Raw genomic sequence first — 19,045 nt, forward strand, 5'->3', positions numbered from 1 at the left:
TCGGGCAAACTCCTGCCCGGTCAGCGTTCGAGGATGGCGACCACACCGAGGCCGCCGGCGGCGCAGATGGAGATCAGGCCCCGGCCGGAACCCTTCTCGGCGAGCAGCCCGGCCAGGTTCGCCACGATCCGGCCGCCGGTCGCGGCGAACGGGTGTCCGGCCGCCAGCGACGAGCCGTTGACGTTGAGCCGGGCCCGGTCGATCGGGCCGAGCGGGGCGTCCAGGCCGAGGCGCTCCTTGGCGAACTCCGGCGACTCCCAGGCGGCCAGGGTGGCCAGCACCTGCGAGGCGAACGCCTCGTGGATCTCGTAGAAGTCGAAGTCCTGCAGGGTGAGGCCGTTGCGGGCGAGCATCCGCGGCACCGCGTACGCGGGCGCCATCAGCAGGCCCTCGTCGCCGTGCACGAAGTCGACGGCGGCGGTCTCGCAGTCGGTGAGGTAGGCCAGCACCGGAAGCGAACGCTCCCGCGCCCACTCCTGCGAGGAGAGCAGCACGGTGGACGCGCCGTCGGTCAGCGGCGACGAGTTGCCGGCGGTCATGGTGGCGCGGGCGGCGTCCGGGCCGCGGGCGCCGAAGACCGGCTTGAGCCGCGCGAGCCGCTCCAGGCTGGTGTCGGCCCGCAGGTTCTGGTCGCGGGTCACCCCCAGGTACGGCGTGACCAGGTCGTCGAAGAAGCCCCGGTCGTACGCGGCCGCGAGGCGCTGGTGCGACGCGAGCGCCAGCGCGTCCTGCGACTCGCGGTCGATGTTCCACCGCGCGGCGGTGACGGCGGCGTGCTCACCCATCGACAGGCCGGTACGCGGCTCGGCGTTGCGCGGGATCTCCGGCCGGAACGCCTGCTGCGGGCGCAGCCGTGCGACGGCCCGGAGCCGGGCGCCGAGCGTACGGGCGCGGTTGAGCTCCAGCAGCGCCCGCCGCATGTCCTCGTTGAGCTGCAACGGCGCGTCGGAGGTCGTGTCGACCCCGCCGGCGATGCCGGCCTCGACCTGACCCAGTGCGATCTTGTTGGCGACCAGGATGGCGGCCTCGAGCCCGGTGCCGCAGGCCTGCTGGATGTCGTACGCCGGGGTGCGCGGATCCAGCCGGGAGCCGAGCACCACCTCACGGGTGAGGTTGAAGTCGCGGGAGTGCTTGAGCACCGCGCCGGCGACCACCTCGCCGACCCGCTCCCCGGCCAGGCCGTACCGGGCGACGAGCCCGTCCAGGGCGGCCGTGAGCATGTCCTGGTTGGAGGCCTGCGCGTAAGGGCCACCGGACCGGGCGAACGGGATGCGGTTTCCGCCGACGACGGCGACGCGGCGCACGGACTGCACGACTTCCTCCAGCTGCGTTGCTAATGACCTACCCGCGGGTAGGCTACGCCCGTGCGCGACAGGTATGCGAGCTTCGCGAACTCCGACCTCGGCCGGACGCTGGTGCGGCGGCTCGGGCTTCCCGACCCGCCCCGGCTGCGGCGCCATGTTCCGGGCGACCCGCTCACGCCCGGGCCGGTGCTGCTGGGCGCGGCGCCCGGCGGCCGGCTCGCCGACCCGGTCCGCAAGCTGCTCGACGTGACCGAGTCCGCCGCCGAGAGCACCCGCTACGGCGCGCTGGTCTTCGACGCCACCGGCGTCACCGAGTCGGCCGGCCTGCGCGCCCTCTACGACTTCTTCCACCCGCGGGCCCGCTCGCTGCTCGAATCCGGCCGGGTGGTGGTGCTGGGCACCCCGGAGCAGGCGTGCGGGTCGCCGCGGGAGGCGACCGCGCAGCGCGCCCTAGAGGGGCTGGTCCGCAGCATCGGCAAGGAGTTCGGCCACGGCAGCACCGCCCAGCTCGTCCTCGTGGCGCCGGGCGGCGAGGCGGCGATCGAGTCGACGCTGCGCTTCCTGCTCAGCGGCCGCTCGGCGTACGTCTCCGGCCAGGTGATCCGGGTCGGCGCCGGAACCGTGACCGCGCCCGCCGACTGGGAGCGCCCGCTGGACGGCAGGACCGCCCTGGTCACCGGCGCGGCGCGGGGCATCGGGGCGGCCATCTCCCGGGTGCTCGCCCGCGATGGCGCCGAGGTGATCGCCCTCGACGTCCCGGCCGCCGGCGACGCCCTGGCCGGGGTGGCCAACGACGTGCGCGGGCGAGCCCTGCAGCTCGACCTGACCGCGCCGGGCGCCGCCGAGCGACTGGCCGCCCATCTCAGCGGCGGCATCGACGTGCTGGTGCACAACGCGGGAATCACCCGCGACCGGACGCTCGCCCGGATGGACGCCGAGCGGTGGGACTCGGTGCTGGACGTCAACCTGTCCAGCCAGGAGCGGATCAACGAGGTGCTGCTGGAGCGCGAGCTGCTCGGGGAGGGCGGCCGGATCGTCGCGGTGGCCTCGATCGCCGGCATCGCCGGCAACCGGGGCCAGACCAACTACGCCACCTCCAAGGCCGGCGTGATCGGCCTGGTGCGGTCCACCGCCCCGCTGCTGGCCGACCGCGGGATCACCGTCAACGCGGTCGCACCGGGGTTCATCGAGACCGCGATGACCGCCCGGATCCCGGTCCTGCTGCGCGAGGCCGGCCGCCGGATGAACAGCATGGCGCAGGGCGGCCTGCCGGTCGACGTGGCGGAGACGATCGCCTGGTTCGCCTCGCCCGGCTCCGGCACGGTCACCGGCAACGTGGTCCGGGTCTGCGGCCAGAGCCTGCTGGGCGCGTGAGGAGCGTGCCGGCCGCCCGGACCGCGCTCGCCCTGCTCCCCCGGCGCCGGCCCACGACGCTGCCCGAGGCCGAACCGGCCCGCCGGGTGGTGACGGTGGACCGCGGGCACCTCGCCCGGTACGACCGGGTGTGCGGCTTCCGACTGACCGACACGCTGCCGGCCACCTACCCGCACGTCCTCGCCTTCCCCCTCGCCCTGCACCTGATGTCGGCCCCGGACTTCCCGTTCCCGCTCGCCGGGCTGGTGCACGTCGTCAACCGCATCACGGTGCGCCGGCCGATCCACGCCGGAACCCCGCTCGACCTCACCGTGCACGCGGCCGGCCTGCGGCCGCACCACCGCGGACGGCAGTTCGACATCGTCGCCACCGCCGTCGCCGACGGCGAGGAGGCCTGGCGCGGCGTCTCCACGTACCTCCGCAGGGAAGGCGAGCGCGAGCGACGCGACCGGGGTGACCGGCCCGCCCGGCCGGTACCGTCCGCGCGCTGGACGGTACCGGCGCGGGTGGGCACCGACTATGCGGCCGCCTCCGGCGACCACAACCCGATTCACACCTCGCAGCTGGGTGCGCGGCTGTTCGGCTTCCCGCGCCCGATCGCGCACGGCATGTGGAGCAAGGCGCGCTGCCTCGCGGCCCTCGAGGGGCGGCTGCCGGCGCAGTACAGCGTGGACGTCGCCTTCGGGCCGCCGATCCCGCTGCCGGCGACGGTCGGCTTCGCCGCGACGCCGGCCGGCGAGGGCTGGGACTTCTCCGTGCTCTCGGCCGGCACCGACCGGGTGCACCTGACCGGCTCGGTCGCCGCGCCGCATTGACGCACAGCTCTTGCGGGCCCACGTACGTGTCCGTAGCGTTACCGGCGAGTAATAACTCTACGAACCGCCGGGAGGCCTGGTCTGCCATGGAGTTCTGGCTCGACCTGAATGACGAGCAGCGCGACCTGCGCGAGTGGGTCCACGGCTTCGCCGAGGGAGTCGTCCGGCCGGCGGGTGCCGAGTGGGACGAGCGCGAGGAGACGCCCTGGCCGGTGATCCAGGAGGCGGCGAAGATCGGCCTCTACGGATTCGAGTTCCTGGCCAACACCTGGTCCGATCCGACCGGCCTCTCGTTGCCGCTGGCCAACGAGGAGCTGTTCTGGGGCGACGGCGGCATCGCCATGGCGATCTCCGGCACCTCGCTCGCGGTCGCCGCGATCTACGGTTCGGGCACACCGGACCAGCTCGTCGAGTGGGTACCGCAGTGCTTCGGCGACGCCGCCGACCCCAAGCTCGGCGCGTTCTGCACCACCGAGCCGGAGGCCGGCTCCGACGTCGGCGCGATACGCACCCGGGCCGTCTACGACGAGGCGAAGGACGAATGGGTCCTCGACGGGCAGAAGGCGTACGCCACCAACGGCGGCATCGCCAACGTCCACGTGGTCACCGCCTCGATCGACCCGGAGCTCGGCTCGCGCGGCCAGGCCGCCTTCGTCGTACCGCCCGGCACGCCGGGCCTCGCCGCGACCCGGAAGCTCAAGAAGCTCGGCCTGCGGGCCTCGCACACCGCCGACGTCTTCCTCGACGGCGTACGGGTGCCCGGCAGCTGCCTGCTCGGCGGCAAGGAGGCGCTCGACGAGCGGCTGGCCCGGGCCCGGTCGGGGCAGCGGGCGAGCCGGCAGGCCGCCATGCGCACTTTCGAGCTGTCCCGCCCGGCGGTCGGCGCACAGGCGATCGGCATCGCCCGGGCCGCCTACGAGTACGCCCTCGACTACGCCCGGACCCGGGTGCAGTTCGGCAGGCCGATCATCGAGAACCAGGCGGTCGCGTTCGCCCTCGCCGACATGCGAACGGAGATCGACGCCGCCCGGCTGCTGGTGTGGCGGGCCGCCTGGATGGGCCGCAACGACCGGCCGTTCACCGCGGGCGAGGGCTCGATGTCGAAACTCAAGGCCGGCGAGGTGGCCGTTTCGGTCACCGAGAAGGCGGTGCAGATCCTCGGCGGCGCGGGCTACCTGCGCGAACACCCGGTCGAGCGGATGTACCGCGACGCCAAGATCTACACGATCTTCGAGGGCACATCCGAGATCCAGCGGCTGGTCATCTCCCGGGCGATCTCCGGCATGCCGATCCGCTGAGCCGTTGGTGGAGGTGACACCGGCATGGCTGTCCCGTTCCTCCTGACGACCCTGGCCCGGCGCGGACTGCTCCGTCCCGCCCCGCCGGCCGACGTGGTGAGACAGCTCGCCGCGCTGCGCCGGTGGGGCTTCGGCCTCGCCGGCGAGCTCCGGCAGGCCGCCGCCCGCGAGCCCGGACGGGTCGCCGTCGTCGACGAACGCGGCGGCCTGACCTACCGCGAGCTGCTGGACGGGGCGGAGCGGCTGGCCCGCGGCCTGCGCGCGGCGGCCGGCGTCGGTCCCGGCGACCGGGTCGGGCTGCTCTGCCGCAACTCCGCCGGCATGATCGAGACCCTGGTCGCGGTCGCCTCGCTCGGCGCCGACCCGGTGCTGATCAACACCGGGCTGTCCGGGCCTCAGCTCATCGCCGTCGCACACGACCAGCGGCTCCGGACGCTGATCCACGACGACGAGTTCGAGCTGCCCGACGGCCTCGACGGCATCGGCGAGGCCCGGCTCGGTGAGCTGATCGCCGAGGCCCCGCCCGGCGAGCTGAGGCCGCCGGAGCGCGAGGGGCGCACGATCGTGCTGACCTCCGGCACCACCGGCGTGCCCAAGGGCGCCCTTCGGCGTACGCCCGGCGGGTTCGGCCCGCTCTGCTCGCTGATCGACCGGATCCCGCTGCAGGCCGGCGAGCGGGTGCTGATCGCCGCGCCGCTGTTCCACACCTGGGGCTACGCCGGGCTGCAGATCGCGCTGGCGCTGCGCGCCACCGTCGTGCTGCGCCGCCGGTTCGAGCCGGCCGACGCGCTGACCGCGATGGTGCGCAACGGGTGCACCGCCCTGATCGCCGTCCCGGTCATGCTGCAGCAGCTCATGGAGATGCTGCCGGCCGGGCCCCGGCCGCCGCTGCGGGTGGTCGCGGTCAGCGGATCCGCCCTGCCCGGCGGGCTGGCCACCCGGTTCATGGACCGGTACGGCGACGTCCTCTACAACCTGTACGGCTCCACCGAGGTCTCCTGGGCGTCGATCGCCACCCCGGCCGACCTGCGGGCCGCGCCGAACACGGCCGGCCGGCCCCCGCACGGCACCCGGGTCGCGGTGCTCGACGCGGCCGGCGAGCCGGTGCCCACCGGCACGCCCGGGCGGCTGTTCGTCGGCAACGAGATGCTCTTCGAGGGCTACACCAACGGCAACTCCCGGGAGCTGCGCGACGGCCTGCTGGCCACCGGCGACCTCGGCCACCTGGACGCGGCCGGGCGGCTCTTCGTCGACGGCCGCGAGGACGACATGATCGTGTCCGGCGGCGAGAACGTCTTCCCGTCCGAGGTCGAGAACCTGCTCGCCGACCTCCCCCAGGTTCGCGAGGTCGCCGTCATCGGGGTCGACGACGCCGAGTACGGCCGGCGGCTGGCCGCGTACCTGGTGGTGCAACCCGGCGAGGCGCTCACCGCGGAGCAGGTCCGGGACCACGTGCGCGGGCACCGGGCGCGCTTCTGCGTACCGCGCGACGTCGTGTTCCTCCCGTCGCTGCCGCGCAACGCGACCGGCAAGGTCCTGACCCGCGACCTGCCCCGCCGCGCCGGCCCGACGTCGTGATCGGCCGGAGCGACGGGGTAGCGCATGATCCACTCCATGCGGCATGGTGTCGCAATGAATGACCCTGCGGACGCCACCGATCCCGGACCAAGCGACCTCGGGCGGCCGGAATCCGCTGCGGCGCCCGCCGGATCGGGCCGGGCGGACACGGCGGCGCCGGACGCCGGGCAACCCGCGACGGCCGAGCCCGAACCTGCCGACCCCACGGCCGAGGCCGAACCTGCCGACCCCACGGCCGAGCCCGAACCTGCCGAGCCCACGGCCGAGCCCGAACCTGCCGACCCCACGGCCGAGCCCGAACCTGCCGACCCCACGGCCGAGGCCGACGAGGTCGCGGCTCAGCCCGCCGATTCCGCGACGGCAGAGCCCGACGACTTCGCGCCGGCAGCCGCCGTGGCGGACGAGGTTCCGCCGGAAGCGGACGAAACCGACGAAGTCCTGCCGGAGGCCGCCGAGGTTCTGCCGGAGGCGGACGACGCCGCGGCCGCCGAGCCGGAGCCGGAGCCGGAGCCGGCCTGGGACGGCGTCGATCCGCTGGTCCCGGCGGCCGGTTCGGGACTGCAAGGGTGGGCCCTGCGGGTCGGCGCGGTCCTGCGGGAGTCCGCCGCGCCGTTCGTCGTCATCGCGTTGCTCGCCGCGCTGCCGATGTACTACTTCGTCGCACGGGTCCGTGACCTGTTCATCGTCCTGCCCGCGTTCTTCGATCTGGTGGGTAACGCCGTCCTGATCATGTTCCCGCTGCTGATGCTCGCCTACTACGCCGTCGCCACGACGCCGACGGTGATCTGCCTGGCCGGCACGGTGGCCGTGGCGGTCGTCAGGGCGGCCACCGGGACCTGGCCCGGCGTCGGCACGGTGTGGCGGCTGGTCGCCTTCCGGCTACGCCCGCTCTGGATGTGGCTCACCGGCTTCGCCCTCGTCCCGCCGTTGTTCTCGCTGCTGCTGACCTTCGTCCTGACGCTGAACCCCACGCGGGTCGAGCCGGCCGCCTTCTGGTCGGTCCGCATCGCCATGGCCGGGCTCTCCACCGCGCTGCTCACCCTGGCCGGCATGGTCGGCTGCGTCGCGCTCGTGGAGGGCGGTGACGCGCTCCGCCGGGCCTGGCGGCTGCTCTCCCCGGCGCCGGCGACCGGCCTGGCCGCGGCGGCTCTGACGTTCGTCGTGCTGCCCGAGATCGCCACCGCGCTCTGGGGCGCGGTCGGCGGCACCGCCGGCGCGGTGCTCGGCGCGATGCTGTGGTCGGTCGCCTCGCTGGTCGCCTACGCCCAGGCCCGCTCCCGGTTCGAGCCGGTGACCAGCCGAACGCTACTCGCCGAACTGGCCGACGAGTTCGAGGACGCCGATCCGGTGCCCGCCGCCCCGGAGACCGCTACCGCCGGCGCCGCGCGCGTCGACTGAGCCTGCCGGGGGGGTGCCGCGTTCCTCAGAACCTGAACTGGCCCACCAGGGAACGCAGCTCCGCGGCCAGTCCGGCGAGTTCCTGAGCGGCCTGGTCGGTGGCGCCGCTGCCGGTGTTGGTCTCCCGTACGGAGGCGGCGACGTCCCCGGCGGTGCCGGCGATGTCGGAGGAGCCGGTGGCGGCCTCGGCGACGTTGCGGGTCATCTCCTGGGTGGTCGCAGTCTGTTCCTCGACGGCGCTGGCGATCGTGGTCTGCAGTTCGTTGATCCGGTCGACGACCTCGACGATCTCCGTGATCGCCGCGACCGCCGTCGAGGTGTCGGTTTGGATCAGCTGGACCCGGCGGGCGATGTCCTCGGTGGCCCGGGCGGTGTCCTGGGCCAGTTCCTTGACCTCGCCGGCGACGACCGCGAACCCCTTGCCCATCTCCCCGGCGCGGGCGGCCTCGATGGTGGCGTTGAGCGCGAGCAGGTTGGTCTGCTCGGCGATCGACGTGATCACCTTGACCACCTCGCCGATCTCGGTGGAGGAATCGCCCAGCTTGACCACGCTGTGCGTGGTGGCCTGGGCGACCTCCGCGGCGCGCCGGCCCACCCGGGCCGCCTCGCTGGTGCTCGTGGCGATCTCGCGGATCGACGCGTCCATCTGCTCGGCGCCGGCCGCGATCGTCTGGACGTTGCTGGAGACCCGCTCCGCGGCGTCGGACACCGCCTGGGCGCGATCGAAGCTGTGTTCCGCGGTGCTGCGCATCCGCTGGCTGACCGCGGTCAGTGAGCCGGCCGACACGGCCACCCGTTCGGCCTTGTCATCGATGTGCCGGACCACGTCGGCGATCTTGGTGGTGAACCGGTTGAAGGCGGCGCCGAGCTGGCCGATCTCGTCGCGGCGGCTCTCGTCGACGCGCTGGGTCAGGTCGCTGTCGCCGTCGGCGATCTCGGCCAGCCGGTTGCGCAGGCGGTGGATCGGCCGGGTCAGCCCGGTGCCCAGGAGCCACACGACCGTTCCCGCGACCAGGAACGCCAGCACCGCGGCGATCAGCAGGCTGCGGGCCATCCCGTTCGCGGACGCGGTGATCGTGCTGTCGGGCACCGCGACAAGCAACGCCCACGAGTCTCCGGTGGCGAGCTTGACCCCGGTTGCCACCTCGGTGGCCTCGTCGCGCAGGAAATCGTCGTGCCCCTGCCACCGCACGGCACGGCCGTCGCGTACCGCGGTCTGCAGGACGCCGGCGACCGCACCGGGCAACTGCTTGCCCAGCAGATCCCCCTGCGGGTGGGCGACGACCGCGCCGCTCTCGGTGAGCAGCGCCTTGTAGCCGGTGCCGTACGGCTTCTCGGCCATCAGCGAGGTGCGCAGTTCGGCCAGCGCGAGGTCGACCGTGACCACGCCCATGAACTCGCCGTCCACCATGATCGGAGAGGTGGCGGTGGTCATCAGCACCTCCTGGCCGTTGACCGGGTAGACGTACGGGTCGACGACCATGCTGGTGCCGTTCGTGCGCGGCTTCAGGTACCAGTCGCCTGCGCCGGGCTTGTCGTAGTCGACGAGCGGGTCGTTGCGCAGCGCGTCGCCGTCGCGGTACCAGTACGGGATGAACCGGCCGGTGGCGTCGCTGGGCGAGACGTTGCGGAAGGCGCGGTCCCGGCCGTCGAAGGCGTTGGGTTCCCACCCGGTGGACATGCCGAAGAATTCGGGATGCCGCTTCAGCGTCGCCCCGACCAGGCCACCGACGAGCTTGCGGTCGGTGATGCCGGCCTTCTTCAGCTGTGCCATGGTGCCGGCCAACTCGTCGGTGACGTGCACCGCACCGTCGATGACCTGGCTCACCCGCCCCGCCTCGCGCAGGGCGAGCTGCTCGGCGTAGTCGCCGGCCTGGCGCAGCCCCAGGTTGCGGGTCTTGGTGGTGGCGATACCCAGCAGCACCGCCATGGCAACCAACACGGTTGCCAGAACGCTTGCCACCAGTCGGGTACGAACGCTGGCCAGTCTGGCGCGGATCCCCTGCATGTTTCTTCCTCAACCTCTCGACGACCAGGCACTGATCGGTCGCCGGGCCCGGGTCCTTAAGCCCCCATGCCGATGGAAATAGTGGAGATGGCCACCCGATGAGGACGGCACCCCCGACACGACGCGCTGCCTGCCCGAGATCAACGGGCGGCCCCCGGGTTCAATGTCGGGATGAAGAGAGTGGAGATCCACCGCGACGGGGTCCGGCTGTCCTGCCTGGACGGTGGTTCGGGGTCGGACGTGGTCGTCCTGCTGCACGGCCTGGCCGGAAGCGCGCGGGAGATGCTGCACACGGCCGAGAGCCTGCTGCCGGGCCGGCACGTCATCGCGATGGATCAGCGCGGTCACGGCCGTTCCACCCGCCGCCCCGGCGACCTCTCCCGCTCGGCGTACGTCGACGACGTGGTCGCCGTCATCGGCGAACTCGCGGACGGGGTACCGGTGACGCTGGCGGGTCAGTCCATGGGCGGCCACACCGCCATGCTCACCGCCGCCCGGCACCCCGGCCTGGTGAGCCGGCTGGTGATGCTGGAGGCGGGGGTCGGCGGCCGCGACAACGACGACGACTATCCAGCCCGGCTGGGCGACTGGTTCGCCTCATGGCCGGTGCCGTTCCCCGACGCGCACGCCGCAGCCGCGTTTCTCGGCTCGACCCCGATCGCGCGATCGTGGGTCGGCGACCTGGAGGAGCGCGCCGACGGGCTGTGGCCGCGATTCGAGCCCGAGGTGATGCGGGCCGCCATCGAGGCGGTCGCGGAGCGGGCGCGGTGGACGGAGTGGCTACAGGTGACGGCTCCCACCCTGTTGGCCCGCGGCAGCAACGGCACCACGACGGCGGTCGAGGTGTCGCGCATGCTGGAGTTGCGTCCGGACGTCGAACACGTCGTCATCCCGGACGCCGGCCACGACGCCCACCTGGACCGGCCCGATGAATGGGCCCGCCTCCTGCAGGAGTTCCTCCGACGTCGATGACCGCGCCCTGACCCCGGTCAGCCACCCCGCCGCCGTGCTGGTGACGCCGGTGCTGCAGCGCGGCGGCGACCTTACGTGCTCGTCTCGACGGCGAATCTCTCGATGGCGCTTCGGGCGCCGGATACGATCAGCAGGTCACCCTCGCGCACGCCGGTGTCCGGTAAGGCGTGGTTGAACGCCTCACCAGGAGACTTGACCCCGACGACCGTTACGCCGTATCGGGTGCGCAGCGCCGACTCCGCCAAGGTCTTGTCCCACGTTGCCCGCGGAGCACGTACCTTGACGATTGCGTAGCCGTCGTCGAACTCGATGTAGTCAATCAGCCGGCCGTTGAGCAGGTGGGCGACACGGCGGCCGGTGTCACGCTCGGGGTAGACGACGTGCCCGGCGCCGATGCGCTCCAGCAGTCGGCCGTGCGCTGTGGTGATCGCCTTGGCCCAGACCTCGCGCACGCCGAGATCGACGAGCACTCCGGTGCTGAGCAGGCTGGCTTCGATACCGGTGCCGATCGCCACCACCGCGACGTCGACCTCATGGGCGCCGATCTGCCGCATCGCGGTCGCACTCGTCGCGTCCGCCTGGGTGACGTGGGTGAGCTGGTCGGACCACTCCTGCACCAGGTCGAAACTCCTGTCGACGGCCAGCACGTCGTGGCCGAGCCGCTGCAGATCCTCGGCCAGAGCGGAGCCGAACCGCCCCAGACCGACGACCAGCACGGCGCCCTCGTGCAGTCCCCTAGCCAACGATCACACGCTCCTCAGGACGGCGGAACAGTTTGCGGCTCTGCCGCAGTGCCAGCGCCGCGGCGAAAGTGATCGGCCCGATCCGACCCAGGAACATCAACCCGATAAGAATGTACTGCCCCGCGGGCGGCAGTTGGGCGGTGATCCCGGTAGACAGCCCGACCGTCGCGAATGCCGAGACCGCCTCGAACAGCACCCGGTCAAGGTCGAGACCGGAGACCGCCAGCAGGGCGAGCGTCGCACCGCCGACCACGGCCACGCCGACCAGGGCCACCGACAACGCCTGCCGCAGCACCGCCGCGGGGACCTGCCGGCCGAACGCATCGACCGTCGGATCGCCGCGCACCTCGGCGACGATTGCCAACAGCAACAGCATGAAGGTGGCGACCTTGATCCCGCCGGCGGTGCCGCCGCTGCCGCCGCCGATGAACATCAGGCCGTCGGTGACCAACAAGCTCGTCTCGTGCACCTGGGCATAGTCGAGGGAGTTGAAGCCGGCCGTGCGGGGCTGCACACCACCCTGAAAGAAACCCACGAACAGTTTGTCCGCCACCCCCATCGGCCCCAGAGTGCCCGGATTGCGCCACTCGAACGCGGTCACCAGGCCGGTACCGGCGACCAGCAGCAGCGCCGTACCGAGCAGGGTGATCTTTGTGTGCACGGACCACAGCCCGGTGCTACGCAGTCCGCGGCGCAACTCCAGGATGACCGGAAAGCCGATCCCACCGATGATGACCGCCGCCGCGATCGGCAGGCAGACCAGCGGGTCGGTGGCGAAGCCGATCAGGTTGTCGGTGTAGAGGGCGAAGCCGGCGTTGTTGAACGATGACACCGCGTGGAACGCCCCGTAGTACATCGCACGACCGGCACCCATGTCGTAGCCGAGCCAGAAGCGCAGCGCCAACAGGACCGCGACGGCACCCTCCACCACCAGGCTGATCAGCACCACGCCGCGGATCACCTGCCGCACGTCACCGAGCCCGACCGAACGTGTCTCCGCCGCGGCCAACACCCGCGAGCGCAAGCCGAGCCGGCGGGCGACCAGCACACCCAACAGTGAGGCGGACGTCATGAACCCGAGTCCGCCGGCCTGGATCCCCGCGACGATCACCAACTCACCGAACGTCGACCAGTGCGTCGGGGTGTCCACGACGACCAACCCGGTCACACACACCGCCGACGTGGCCGTGAACAGCGCCTGCCGAAAGGTCGTCGCCTCGCCACCCTCGTGGGCGGCCGGCAGCATCAGTAGAACTGTCGCCACCAGGATCATCGCGGCGAACCCCAGCGCCACCACCACGGCAGGGCGGCGCAGCTGCGCGGCGGCCAAGCGAGCAAGGCCGCGCCACAGGCGCCCTGCCGTCAAGGCCGGCAGGTCCCGGTTCCGGAGTCGGTGAAGGTCTTGCCCGCCTGCGGTACGAACAGCCAGTCGTAGCCACCGGAGTGCAGTGTCATCCGCAGGATGCCGTACGTCGTGCCGTCTCGGACCTCACTGTTGGGCTGGGTGGGACCGAACTCGTAGAAGAACCCTCCACCCGTGCCGACCACGAACTGCCGGATGCCCCGGGCGGTGTCCAGCCGCCCCCGCGGGTCCTGCGGCGCGAACCGCTCGTAGTTGTGGTTGTGCCCGGTGAGCACCACCTCGGCGCCGTCGTCGTACAGCGCCTGATACAAGGGGCGGACCGCCGCCTCGCCCTTGTGGTTGGCCGCGGAGGTGAACAGGGGGTGGTGCCAGTACGCCAGCGTGCACCTGCTCTTGTCGGCCGCAAGGTCGGCCCGGAGCCACCGTTCCTGCGCCGAACCGGCTGCGCAGGACACGAAGGTGCAGTTGGAGTTGAGCACCACCACGTGCCACTCTCCGAGGTCATAGGCGTAGTAGCCCTTACCGGGCTCGCCGGCCGCTGCTCCGAAGTACGCGAAGTACGGCGCGGCTCCGGGGGTGCGGTACTCGTGGTTGCCGACCGCCGGCCGGGTCCGCGCCCGGTGCCGGCCCCACGTGGGTTCGTAACACTGCGCGAACTGCTCGGCGGTGCCCTCCATGTAGGCGGTGTCGCCCATCGCGGCGATGGCGCCGTCGAGCGTGTCCAGCAGCGCCGCCGTCGCCTCGTCGCCGCCCGAGGCGCAGTCGCCGATGTCACCCGCGGCCAGCAGCACCGGATCGGTGGTGGTGCTGGGCACCGTCGTCGTGACGACGAGCTGCGGCGCCGATGCGGCCCGTTCCCGGCTGTCGAAGTAGACGCCGTCGGCATGGCTGGAGAGCACCGCGAAGCTCAGCGTCGCGTCGCGCACCACGGCCGTGGTGACGTCCAGGTCGTACCAGTGGTCACGGACCACCGCCCCCAGCGTGGCGAGGGCCGTGGCGGAGACCGCCGGCCGGTTCTTGTAGGTCATCGCCGACTCGGACCAGCGGGTGTCCGCCACCACGGCCACCTTCCCGCCGGACGGACCGGCGGCGTCGGCCTTGTCGCGGGTGTGCAGCCGCAGCCGGGCCGAGGTGACCGGCGCGGTAAGGCCCGAGAGGACGAACTTGAGGTAGGCGATCTTCGTGGGTGAGCCGTCCACGGCCAGGTGGTCCTCGGAGCCGTAGTTGCGCGTCGGAGTGTCCGAGGCGACGTAGGTGTCGGCCGCCGCGGTCACGGTCACGGTCGAGGTGGCTCCCGGTACGGCAGCCGAGCTCGTCGTGGCCGAGCCGATCGTGGTGAGTGCGGCAACGGTCGAGCCGGGCACCGCGGCGATCGCCGCAGCACCCACCGCCGCCGCCGTCAGGCTGATACCGATCGCTCGAAAATTCATTGTCACTCCCGTCGCGCTGCCGCCGCCTCCGGCGAGCATGGAACCGACGCAGATTCTTCCGCTCATGACCATCCCCGGAGGCCTTTTGCCGGGATTCGGCCGCCGGCCCGCGTCGCTGAGGGCATTGCCGGGCGGGCCGGTCCTCCTCCGGGGAGGATGACCGGCCCGTGGATGACCGGCCCCGTCACCCCGCTCCCGTGCGGGGGTGTGCGGCCTTCCCGCGCCGCCTTCCGGAGCACTGCCGGCGGGGTCCGGCGCCGCGCCGATCTCATCCGGAGCGAGCGAGGTGACACCTGCCCGCCCGGGCCATGCTGGGAGCAGTCGGTATCTAGGGCCGTGGCCCGCTGGCCACCTCGGCGAGGAGGACGACCAACGTGGCCGGTACTGTGCGTGGCCCGGACACGCAAGCCCCCGGACGGGCCGGCCTGGTGCTGGTCGCGCTGATCGTGGTGGCGGCCGTCGCGAACCTGAACCTCTCGGTGGCCAACGTCGCGCTCCCCTCGATCGGGCGGTCCTTCGACTCCTCGCAGACCACGCTGGATCTGATCGCCGTCGGCTACTCGCTCGGGCTCGCCGCCTCGGTTCTCTACCTGGGCGCGCTGGGCGACCGGTACGGGCGCAAGCTGATGCTGCTGATGGGCATGGCGCTGTCGATCCCCGCCTGCCTGCTCGCGGCCTATGCCCCGTCCGACCTCGTCCTGTTCGCGGCGCGTGTGCTCGGCGGGCTGTCGGCCGGCATGGCCTATCCGACGACGCTGGCGCTGATCGCGGCCCTGTGGTCCGGGCCTGGGCGGACCAGGTCCATCGCGCTGTGGTCGGCGACCGGCGGTGGAATCGCCGCGCTCGGGCCGCTCGTCGCCGGTGCCCTGCTGCAGCAGTTCTGGTGGGGCTCGGTCTTCCTGATCACCTTGCCGCTGGCCGTGGTGGCCCTCCTGCTGGCGTACTTCCTCGTGCCCGGCCATGTCAACGAGACGACCGAGCCGGTGGACAACCTCGGCGGCGGCCTGTCCGTCGTGCTGGTGGGTTCGCTGATTCTGGCCATCAACTTCGCCCCGGTGCCGAACAAGGGCATGCTCACCGTCGTCCTCGCCGTCATCGCGGTGTGCTCGCTGGCCGGCTTCGTCGCCCGGCAGCGAAGTGCCCGGAATCCCCTGTACGACCTGCACGTGGCCGGGCGCCGGATCTTCTGGGTCGCCGGGTGCGCCGGTGTCATCGTGTTCGGCTCGCTCATGGGCTCGGCGTTCGTGAGCCAGCAGTATCTGCAGAACGTGCTCGGCTACTCCACCTTCGAGGCCGGGGCCGCGTTCCTGCCGGCGGTCGTCTTCATGGTCGCGGTGGCGCCGCGGTCGGCGCAGCTCGTCGAGGCGCGGGGCGCCCGCTTCACCCTGCTCACCGGCTACGTGTTCCTCCTGCTGGCGTTCGCCTGGATGCTCGTCTTCTGGACCGAGTCGAGCGCGTACTGGCAGATCGGGCTGGCGTACGGCTTCATCGGGATCGGCGTCGGTTTCGCCGGTACCCCGGCGTCGCACTCGCTCACCGGCTCGGTGCCGGTGCAGCGGGCGGGCATGGCGTCGGGCACCGCGGACCTGCAACGCGATCTCGGCGGCGCGATCCTCCAGTCGGTCTTCGGCGCGCTGCTCGCGGCGGGGTACGCGTCGGCGTTCGCGGCGAGCATCGCGGCGTCGCCCGAGCACCAGCAGGTCAGCGACGACGTCGAGAACGTCCTCACCAAGTCGTTCTCCAGCGCGGCGGACGCCGCGCAGAGCTACCCGCAGTACGCGAGCCAGATCACCGCCGCCGCCAAGTCGTCGTTCCTGTCCGGCGCCGACTCGGCGTACCTGGCCGGAGTCATCGCGATCCTGGTCGGCGCCGTGATCGTGTGGTTCCTGTTCCCGAGGAAGGAGCGCGAGCTGCAACTCCTGGAGTCCTATCAGGCCGAGGACGAACCCGGCCGGAAGCCGCAATCCCCGGCGTAGCTCCCGGCGTTCAGAGCAGCGGCGAGCGGCCGCCGTAGCCGGTCGCCAGGCGTACCCCGGGACGAAGCCCGGTGCCGGTGCCCCGGTAGAGGGTGAGGGCGCCGTTCGCCTTGAGGACCGCCGCCAGGTCGGTGTAGCCGTCCCGGTCGAAGTCGCCGACGCCGATCAGGTCACGCATGCCGTTCCAGCCCATCGCGAGCTGCTTCTTGGTGCCGAGCGCGCCCGCGCGGCCGGGGCAGAGGAACAGCTTGCCGGTCGAGGTCTGGCGGGCGACGAGGTCGGCGTGGCCGTCGCGGTTGAAGTCGCCGACGCCGGCCAACTCGCTCATCGTGTGCCAGCCGCCCGCGCCGATCAGCTTGCGGGTGCCCAGCTTCGTGCCCTTCGCGCCCGGGTAGAGGTAGAGGTTGTGGTTGCTCGTCTGTGCCGCGATCAGGTCGGGGTAGCCGTCCTTGTTCAGGTCGCCGATCGCGGTTATCTCGCGCATCTTCTTGAAGCTCTTCGAGAGCAGCTTGCGCGTGCCGAGGGTGCCATCGCTCTTTCCCGGATAGAGATACAGGTAGCCGGAGGAGGCCACCCGCGCGACCACGTCGGTGTATCCGTCCCGGTTCAGGTCGCCGATCCGGACGAGCGCGTTCATCGACTTCCAGCCGCCGCTGACCTTCCGCCGGGCCTTCTCGTCGGCGTAGGTGCCGTTGCCCGGATAGAGGAACAGGTTGCCGGTGCTCGACGTCCGGGCCAGCACATCGGACCAGCCGTTGCGGTTGTAGTCGGCCAGCTTCGCGCCGGGCAGCGGCGCGAAGTCGACCAGGTTGCTGTCGATGTTGATCGTGACGCCGCCCCAGGTCTCGCGGTGGTCGCCGTGGTACTGCTTCATCCGGCGGTGCGGCCACCAGTAGCTTGCCGGGATGGCCGCGTCGGTGACGGTGGAGACCTGGTCCCAGCGGGCGAAGTCGAGGTAGTCGGGGCGCACGTAGCCGGGGGTGTTGTAGTTGGCGACCTGGTCGGCCACGCCGGAGCCCATGCTGCTGTAGAAGCCGGACAGGTAGCCGAGGTCGTGCAGCTTGGCGGTCCAGGCGCTCATGAACGCGAGGACGCCGGAGCGGCAGGCGGCGTCGTCGGTCCGGTACGCCTCCATGTCATAGATCAGCACGCTCTGCGCGGCGAGACCGAGCGCGCGCGCCTGTGCGGCGGCGTCACTCGCGGCGGCGGCACCCTGCGCGGCCGCCTGCGAGTTGTTGATCAGGTTCTTCTTCTTGGTCGCGAGCGTGCAGGACGCCTGCGGGCCGACGTACAGCGGGATCAGGTGCCAGCCGGCCGCGACCTGGGTGCGTACCCAGTCTGCGGTGAGGTTGGCCTGGGTGCAGCCCCGGTTGTTGCCGCCGAAGTAGATGCCGACCGCCCGGTAGGGCGACGCCAGCCACGCCGTCATGCTCGCGCTGGACGGGGCCGTGCAGGCGTCGAAGGCGGAACCCGAGAAGGTTCCCGGCTGGACGGTCGCCGCCGCGGCCGAGGTGACGGTCGCGTCGGCCCGGGAGAGGGTCGTCGCCGACGCCAGCACGACCGCGACGCAGAACACCGCACGGAGGACGGGATTGCGGTGCACCGGCGCCATTTTCCGCATGACTACCTTTTCTCGGGCGAGCTTCATCGACGGGGGAATACATAAATAACGCTCGACTAAAACAGATTTCCGGGAAGACTGGTACCGCCCGAACAGTCGATCTTCGCGCTCGAACGGTCATTCCGGCTGCGGGCGGCCGCCGAACCTCCAGGGGTGGATCTCGACGCTGCCGTAGAGCCCGGCCCGGGCCCGGCGTAACCGTCCATGAACGACCAGTGCGCCTCCGCCGGCTCCCTGCGCAGCTCCGCCGAGCCGGGCCGGTCGCGGCAGTAGAAGAGGTAATCCACGCCCGATTCCCCGATCTGCAGCCTAGGTGTCGATCTTATTGATCTCTCTGCAGATTTCCCGCGACGGCCGGTCGGTCAGCGTGGCGAGGGCCGCCGGCGGCATCCGGTCGACCCGCTCGGCGTCGCCCTCCTCGGCGATCGCGCGGTAGGCGAGCGACGCCGCCCGCAGCGCGGCGAGCACGGCGGCGAGCGGATGCAGCACGAGGCACACGCCCAGCCCGGCCAGTTCGGCGCCGGTCAGGCGGCCGCCGCCGGTCTCGGTCTCGGACCGGCAGGCGACCATGGGTACGCCGGGAAGCGCGGCCCGCAGCCGGCCGAGATCCGCCTCTCGGACGGCCACGGGGAGAACCGCGTCCGCGCCGGCCGCCGCGTACGCCCGGCACCGCTCGAACGTGTCGTCGAGCCCGTCGCCGCGGGCCCGCGCGATCAGCGCCACCCCGGGCACCCGCTCGGCGAGCACCGCGATCCGCTCCGCCGTTCGGCCGGCGTCCTCGCCGTCGTCGAGGCAGAGCCCGCTGATGCCGGCGCGCTGGTAGGCGAGCGCGGTCCACACCGCGTGGTCCGGGCTGTCGTAGCCGACGTCCGCGTCCGCCAGCAGCGGCACCCCGCCGAGCGCCGGGATCAGGATCGCGGCCCGGTCGGCGATCTGCGTGGCCGGGGCGAAGCCGAGGTCGGGCGCGCCGAGCATGGTGGCCGAGATCGCCGGCCCGGACAGGTGCACGGCCCGGTGCCCGGCCCGGACGGCGAGCGCGGCGCTGGCCGGGTCGTAGACGCCCGGTGCGTGCGTGACTCGGCCGGCGACGAGCATCGCCCGCAGGTCGGCGGCGGTCATGGTCGGTGCGCCTCGGGTTCGTCCATGCCGCTGATCATGACTCATC

Annotated in this window: 14 protein-coding genes; 7 read left to right on the forward strand and 7 right to left on the reverse strand. The window is 72.2% G+C overall.

Going from position 1 to position 19,045, the window contains the following annotated elements:
* Nucleotides 1–20 precede the first annotated feature (20 nt).
* Nucleotides 21–1,313, reverse strand: coding sequence for an acetyl-CoA C-acetyltransferase (locus AB0B58_RS39380; RefSeq protein WP_360235426.1), 1,293 nt, complete (start codon nucleotides 1,311–1,313; stop codon nucleotides 21–23).
* A 51-nt stretch (nucleotides 1,314–1,364) separates the two neighbouring features.
* Here AB0B58_RS39380 and AB0B58_RS39385 point away from each other — a divergent pair, with 51 nt between their 5' ends.
* The 5 genes from AB0B58_RS39385 to AB0B58_RS39405 all read left to right on the forward strand — a co-directional run bounded on the left by AB0B58_RS39385 (nucleotide 1,365) and on the right by AB0B58_RS39405 (nucleotide 7,767).
* The gene (locus AB0B58_RS39385; RefSeq protein WP_360235429.1) at nucleotides 1,365–2,678 is read left to right on the forward strand and encodes a 3-oxoacyl-ACP reductase; all 1,314 of its coding nucleotides are present in this window, start codon (nucleotides 1,365–1,367) and stop codon (nucleotides 2,676–2,678) included.
* 32 nt (nucleotides 2,679–2,710) lie between these two features.
* Nucleotides 2,711–3,493, forward strand: coding sequence for a MaoC/PaaZ C-terminal domain-containing protein (locus AB0B58_RS39390; protein WP_360235567.1), 783 nt, complete (start codon nucleotides 2,711–2,713; stop codon nucleotides 3,491–3,493).
* Between the two features lie 86 nt (nucleotides 3,494–3,579).
* Nucleotides 3,580–4,791, forward strand: a complete 1,212-nt coding sequence (locus AB0B58_RS39395) for an acyl-CoA dehydrogenase family protein (RefSeq protein WP_360235432.1) — start codon at nucleotides 3,580–3,582, stop codon at nucleotides 4,789–4,791.
* Nucleotides 4,792–4,815: 24 nt separating this feature from the next.
* A complete protein-coding gene (locus AB0B58_RS39400) occupies nucleotides 4,816–6,369 on the forward strand; it encodes an AMP-binding protein (protein ID WP_360235435.1) in 1,554 nt (517 codons plus the stop codon).
* 54 nt (nucleotides 6,370–6,423) lie between these two features.
* Nucleotides 6,424–7,767, forward strand: a complete 1,344-nt coding sequence (locus AB0B58_RS39405) for a hypothetical protein (RefSeq protein ID WP_360235438.1) — start codon at nucleotides 6,424–6,426, stop codon at nucleotides 7,765–7,767.
* 25 nt (nucleotides 7,768–7,792) lie between these two features.
* Here AB0B58_RS39405 and AB0B58_RS39410 read toward each other — a convergent pair whose 3' ends face one another.
* Nucleotides 7,793–9,697: a methyl-accepting chemotaxis protein gene (locus AB0B58_RS39410; protein WP_360235441.1), complete on the reverse strand. Its 1,905-nt coding sequence runs from the start codon at nucleotides 9,695–9,697 to the stop codon at nucleotides 7,793–7,795.
* Nucleotides 9,698–9,946: 249 nt separating this feature from the next.
* Here AB0B58_RS39410 and AB0B58_RS39415 point away from each other — a divergent pair, with 249 nt between their 5' ends.
* Entirely contained in the window at nucleotides 9,947–10,747 is an 801-nt protein-coding gene (locus tag AB0B58_RS39415) for an alpha/beta hydrolase (RefSeq protein ID WP_360235444.1), read from the forward strand.
* 71 nt (nucleotides 10,748–10,818) lie between these two features.
* On the opposite strand, the gene AB0B58_RS39420 is transcribed toward AB0B58_RS39415, so the two are convergent.
* Genes AB0B58_RS39420 through AB0B58_RS39430 form a run of 3 tightly spaced genes read right to left on the reverse strand, consistent with a single transcriptional unit; the run spans nucleotide 10,819 to nucleotide 14,283 of the window.
* Nucleotides 10,819–11,490 (reverse strand): TrkA family potassium uptake protein, encoded by a 672-nt coding sequence (locus AB0B58_RS39420; RefSeq protein WP_360235447.1) that lies wholly within the window; start codon nucleotides 11,488–11,490, stop codon nucleotides 10,819–10,821.
* Complete coding sequence (locus AB0B58_RS39425; RefSeq protein WP_360235450.1) at nucleotides 11,483–12,820, reverse strand: potassium transporter TrkG; 1,338 nt, start codon at nucleotides 12,818–12,820, stop codon at nucleotides 11,483–11,485. Before AB0B58_RS39425 ends, AB0B58_RS39420 begins: the two co-directional genes overlap by 8 nt.
* A 32-nt stretch (nucleotides 12,821–12,852) precedes the next feature.
* Nucleotides 12,853–14,283 (reverse strand): DNRLRE domain-containing protein, encoded by a 1,431-nt coding sequence (locus tag AB0B58_RS39430; protein ID WP_360235453.1) that lies wholly within the window; start codon nucleotides 14,281–14,283, stop codon nucleotides 12,853–12,855.
* Nucleotides 14,284–14,657: 374 nt separating this feature from the next.
* On the opposite strand from AB0B58_RS39430, the gene AB0B58_RS39435 reads away from it, so the two are divergent.
* Nucleotides 14,658–16,259: an MFS transporter gene (locus tag AB0B58_RS39435; RefSeq protein ID WP_360235456.1), complete on the forward strand. Its 1,602-nt coding sequence runs from the start codon at nucleotides 14,658–14,660 to the stop codon at nucleotides 16,257–16,259.
* Nucleotides 16,260–16,269: 10 nt separating this feature from the next.
* On the opposite strand, the gene AB0B58_RS39440 is transcribed toward AB0B58_RS39435, so the two are convergent.
* Together AB0B58_RS39440 and AB0B58_RS39445 are read right to left on the reverse strand one after the other, a co-directional pair.
* The gene (locus tag AB0B58_RS39440) at nucleotides 16,270–17,862 is read right to left on the reverse strand and encodes a glycoside hydrolase domain-containing protein (RefSeq protein ID WP_360235459.1); all 1,593 of its coding nucleotides are present in this window, start codon (nucleotides 17,860–17,862) and stop codon (nucleotides 16,270–16,272) included.
* Between the two features lie 327 nt (nucleotides 17,863–18,189).
* On the reverse strand, nucleotides 18,190–18,999 hold the full coding sequence (locus AB0B58_RS39445) for an isocitrate lyase/phosphoenolpyruvate mutase family protein (protein ID WP_360235462.1): 810 nt from the start codon (nucleotides 18,997–18,999) through the stop codon (nucleotides 18,190–18,192).
* Between the last annotated feature and the right edge of the window lie 46 nt (nucleotides 19,000–19,045).

The sequence above is a fragment of the Actinoplanes sp. NPDC049118 genome, assembly GCF_040648555.1.
GTDB lineage: Bacteria > Actinomycetota > Actinomycetes > Mycobacteriales > Micromonosporaceae > Actinoplanes.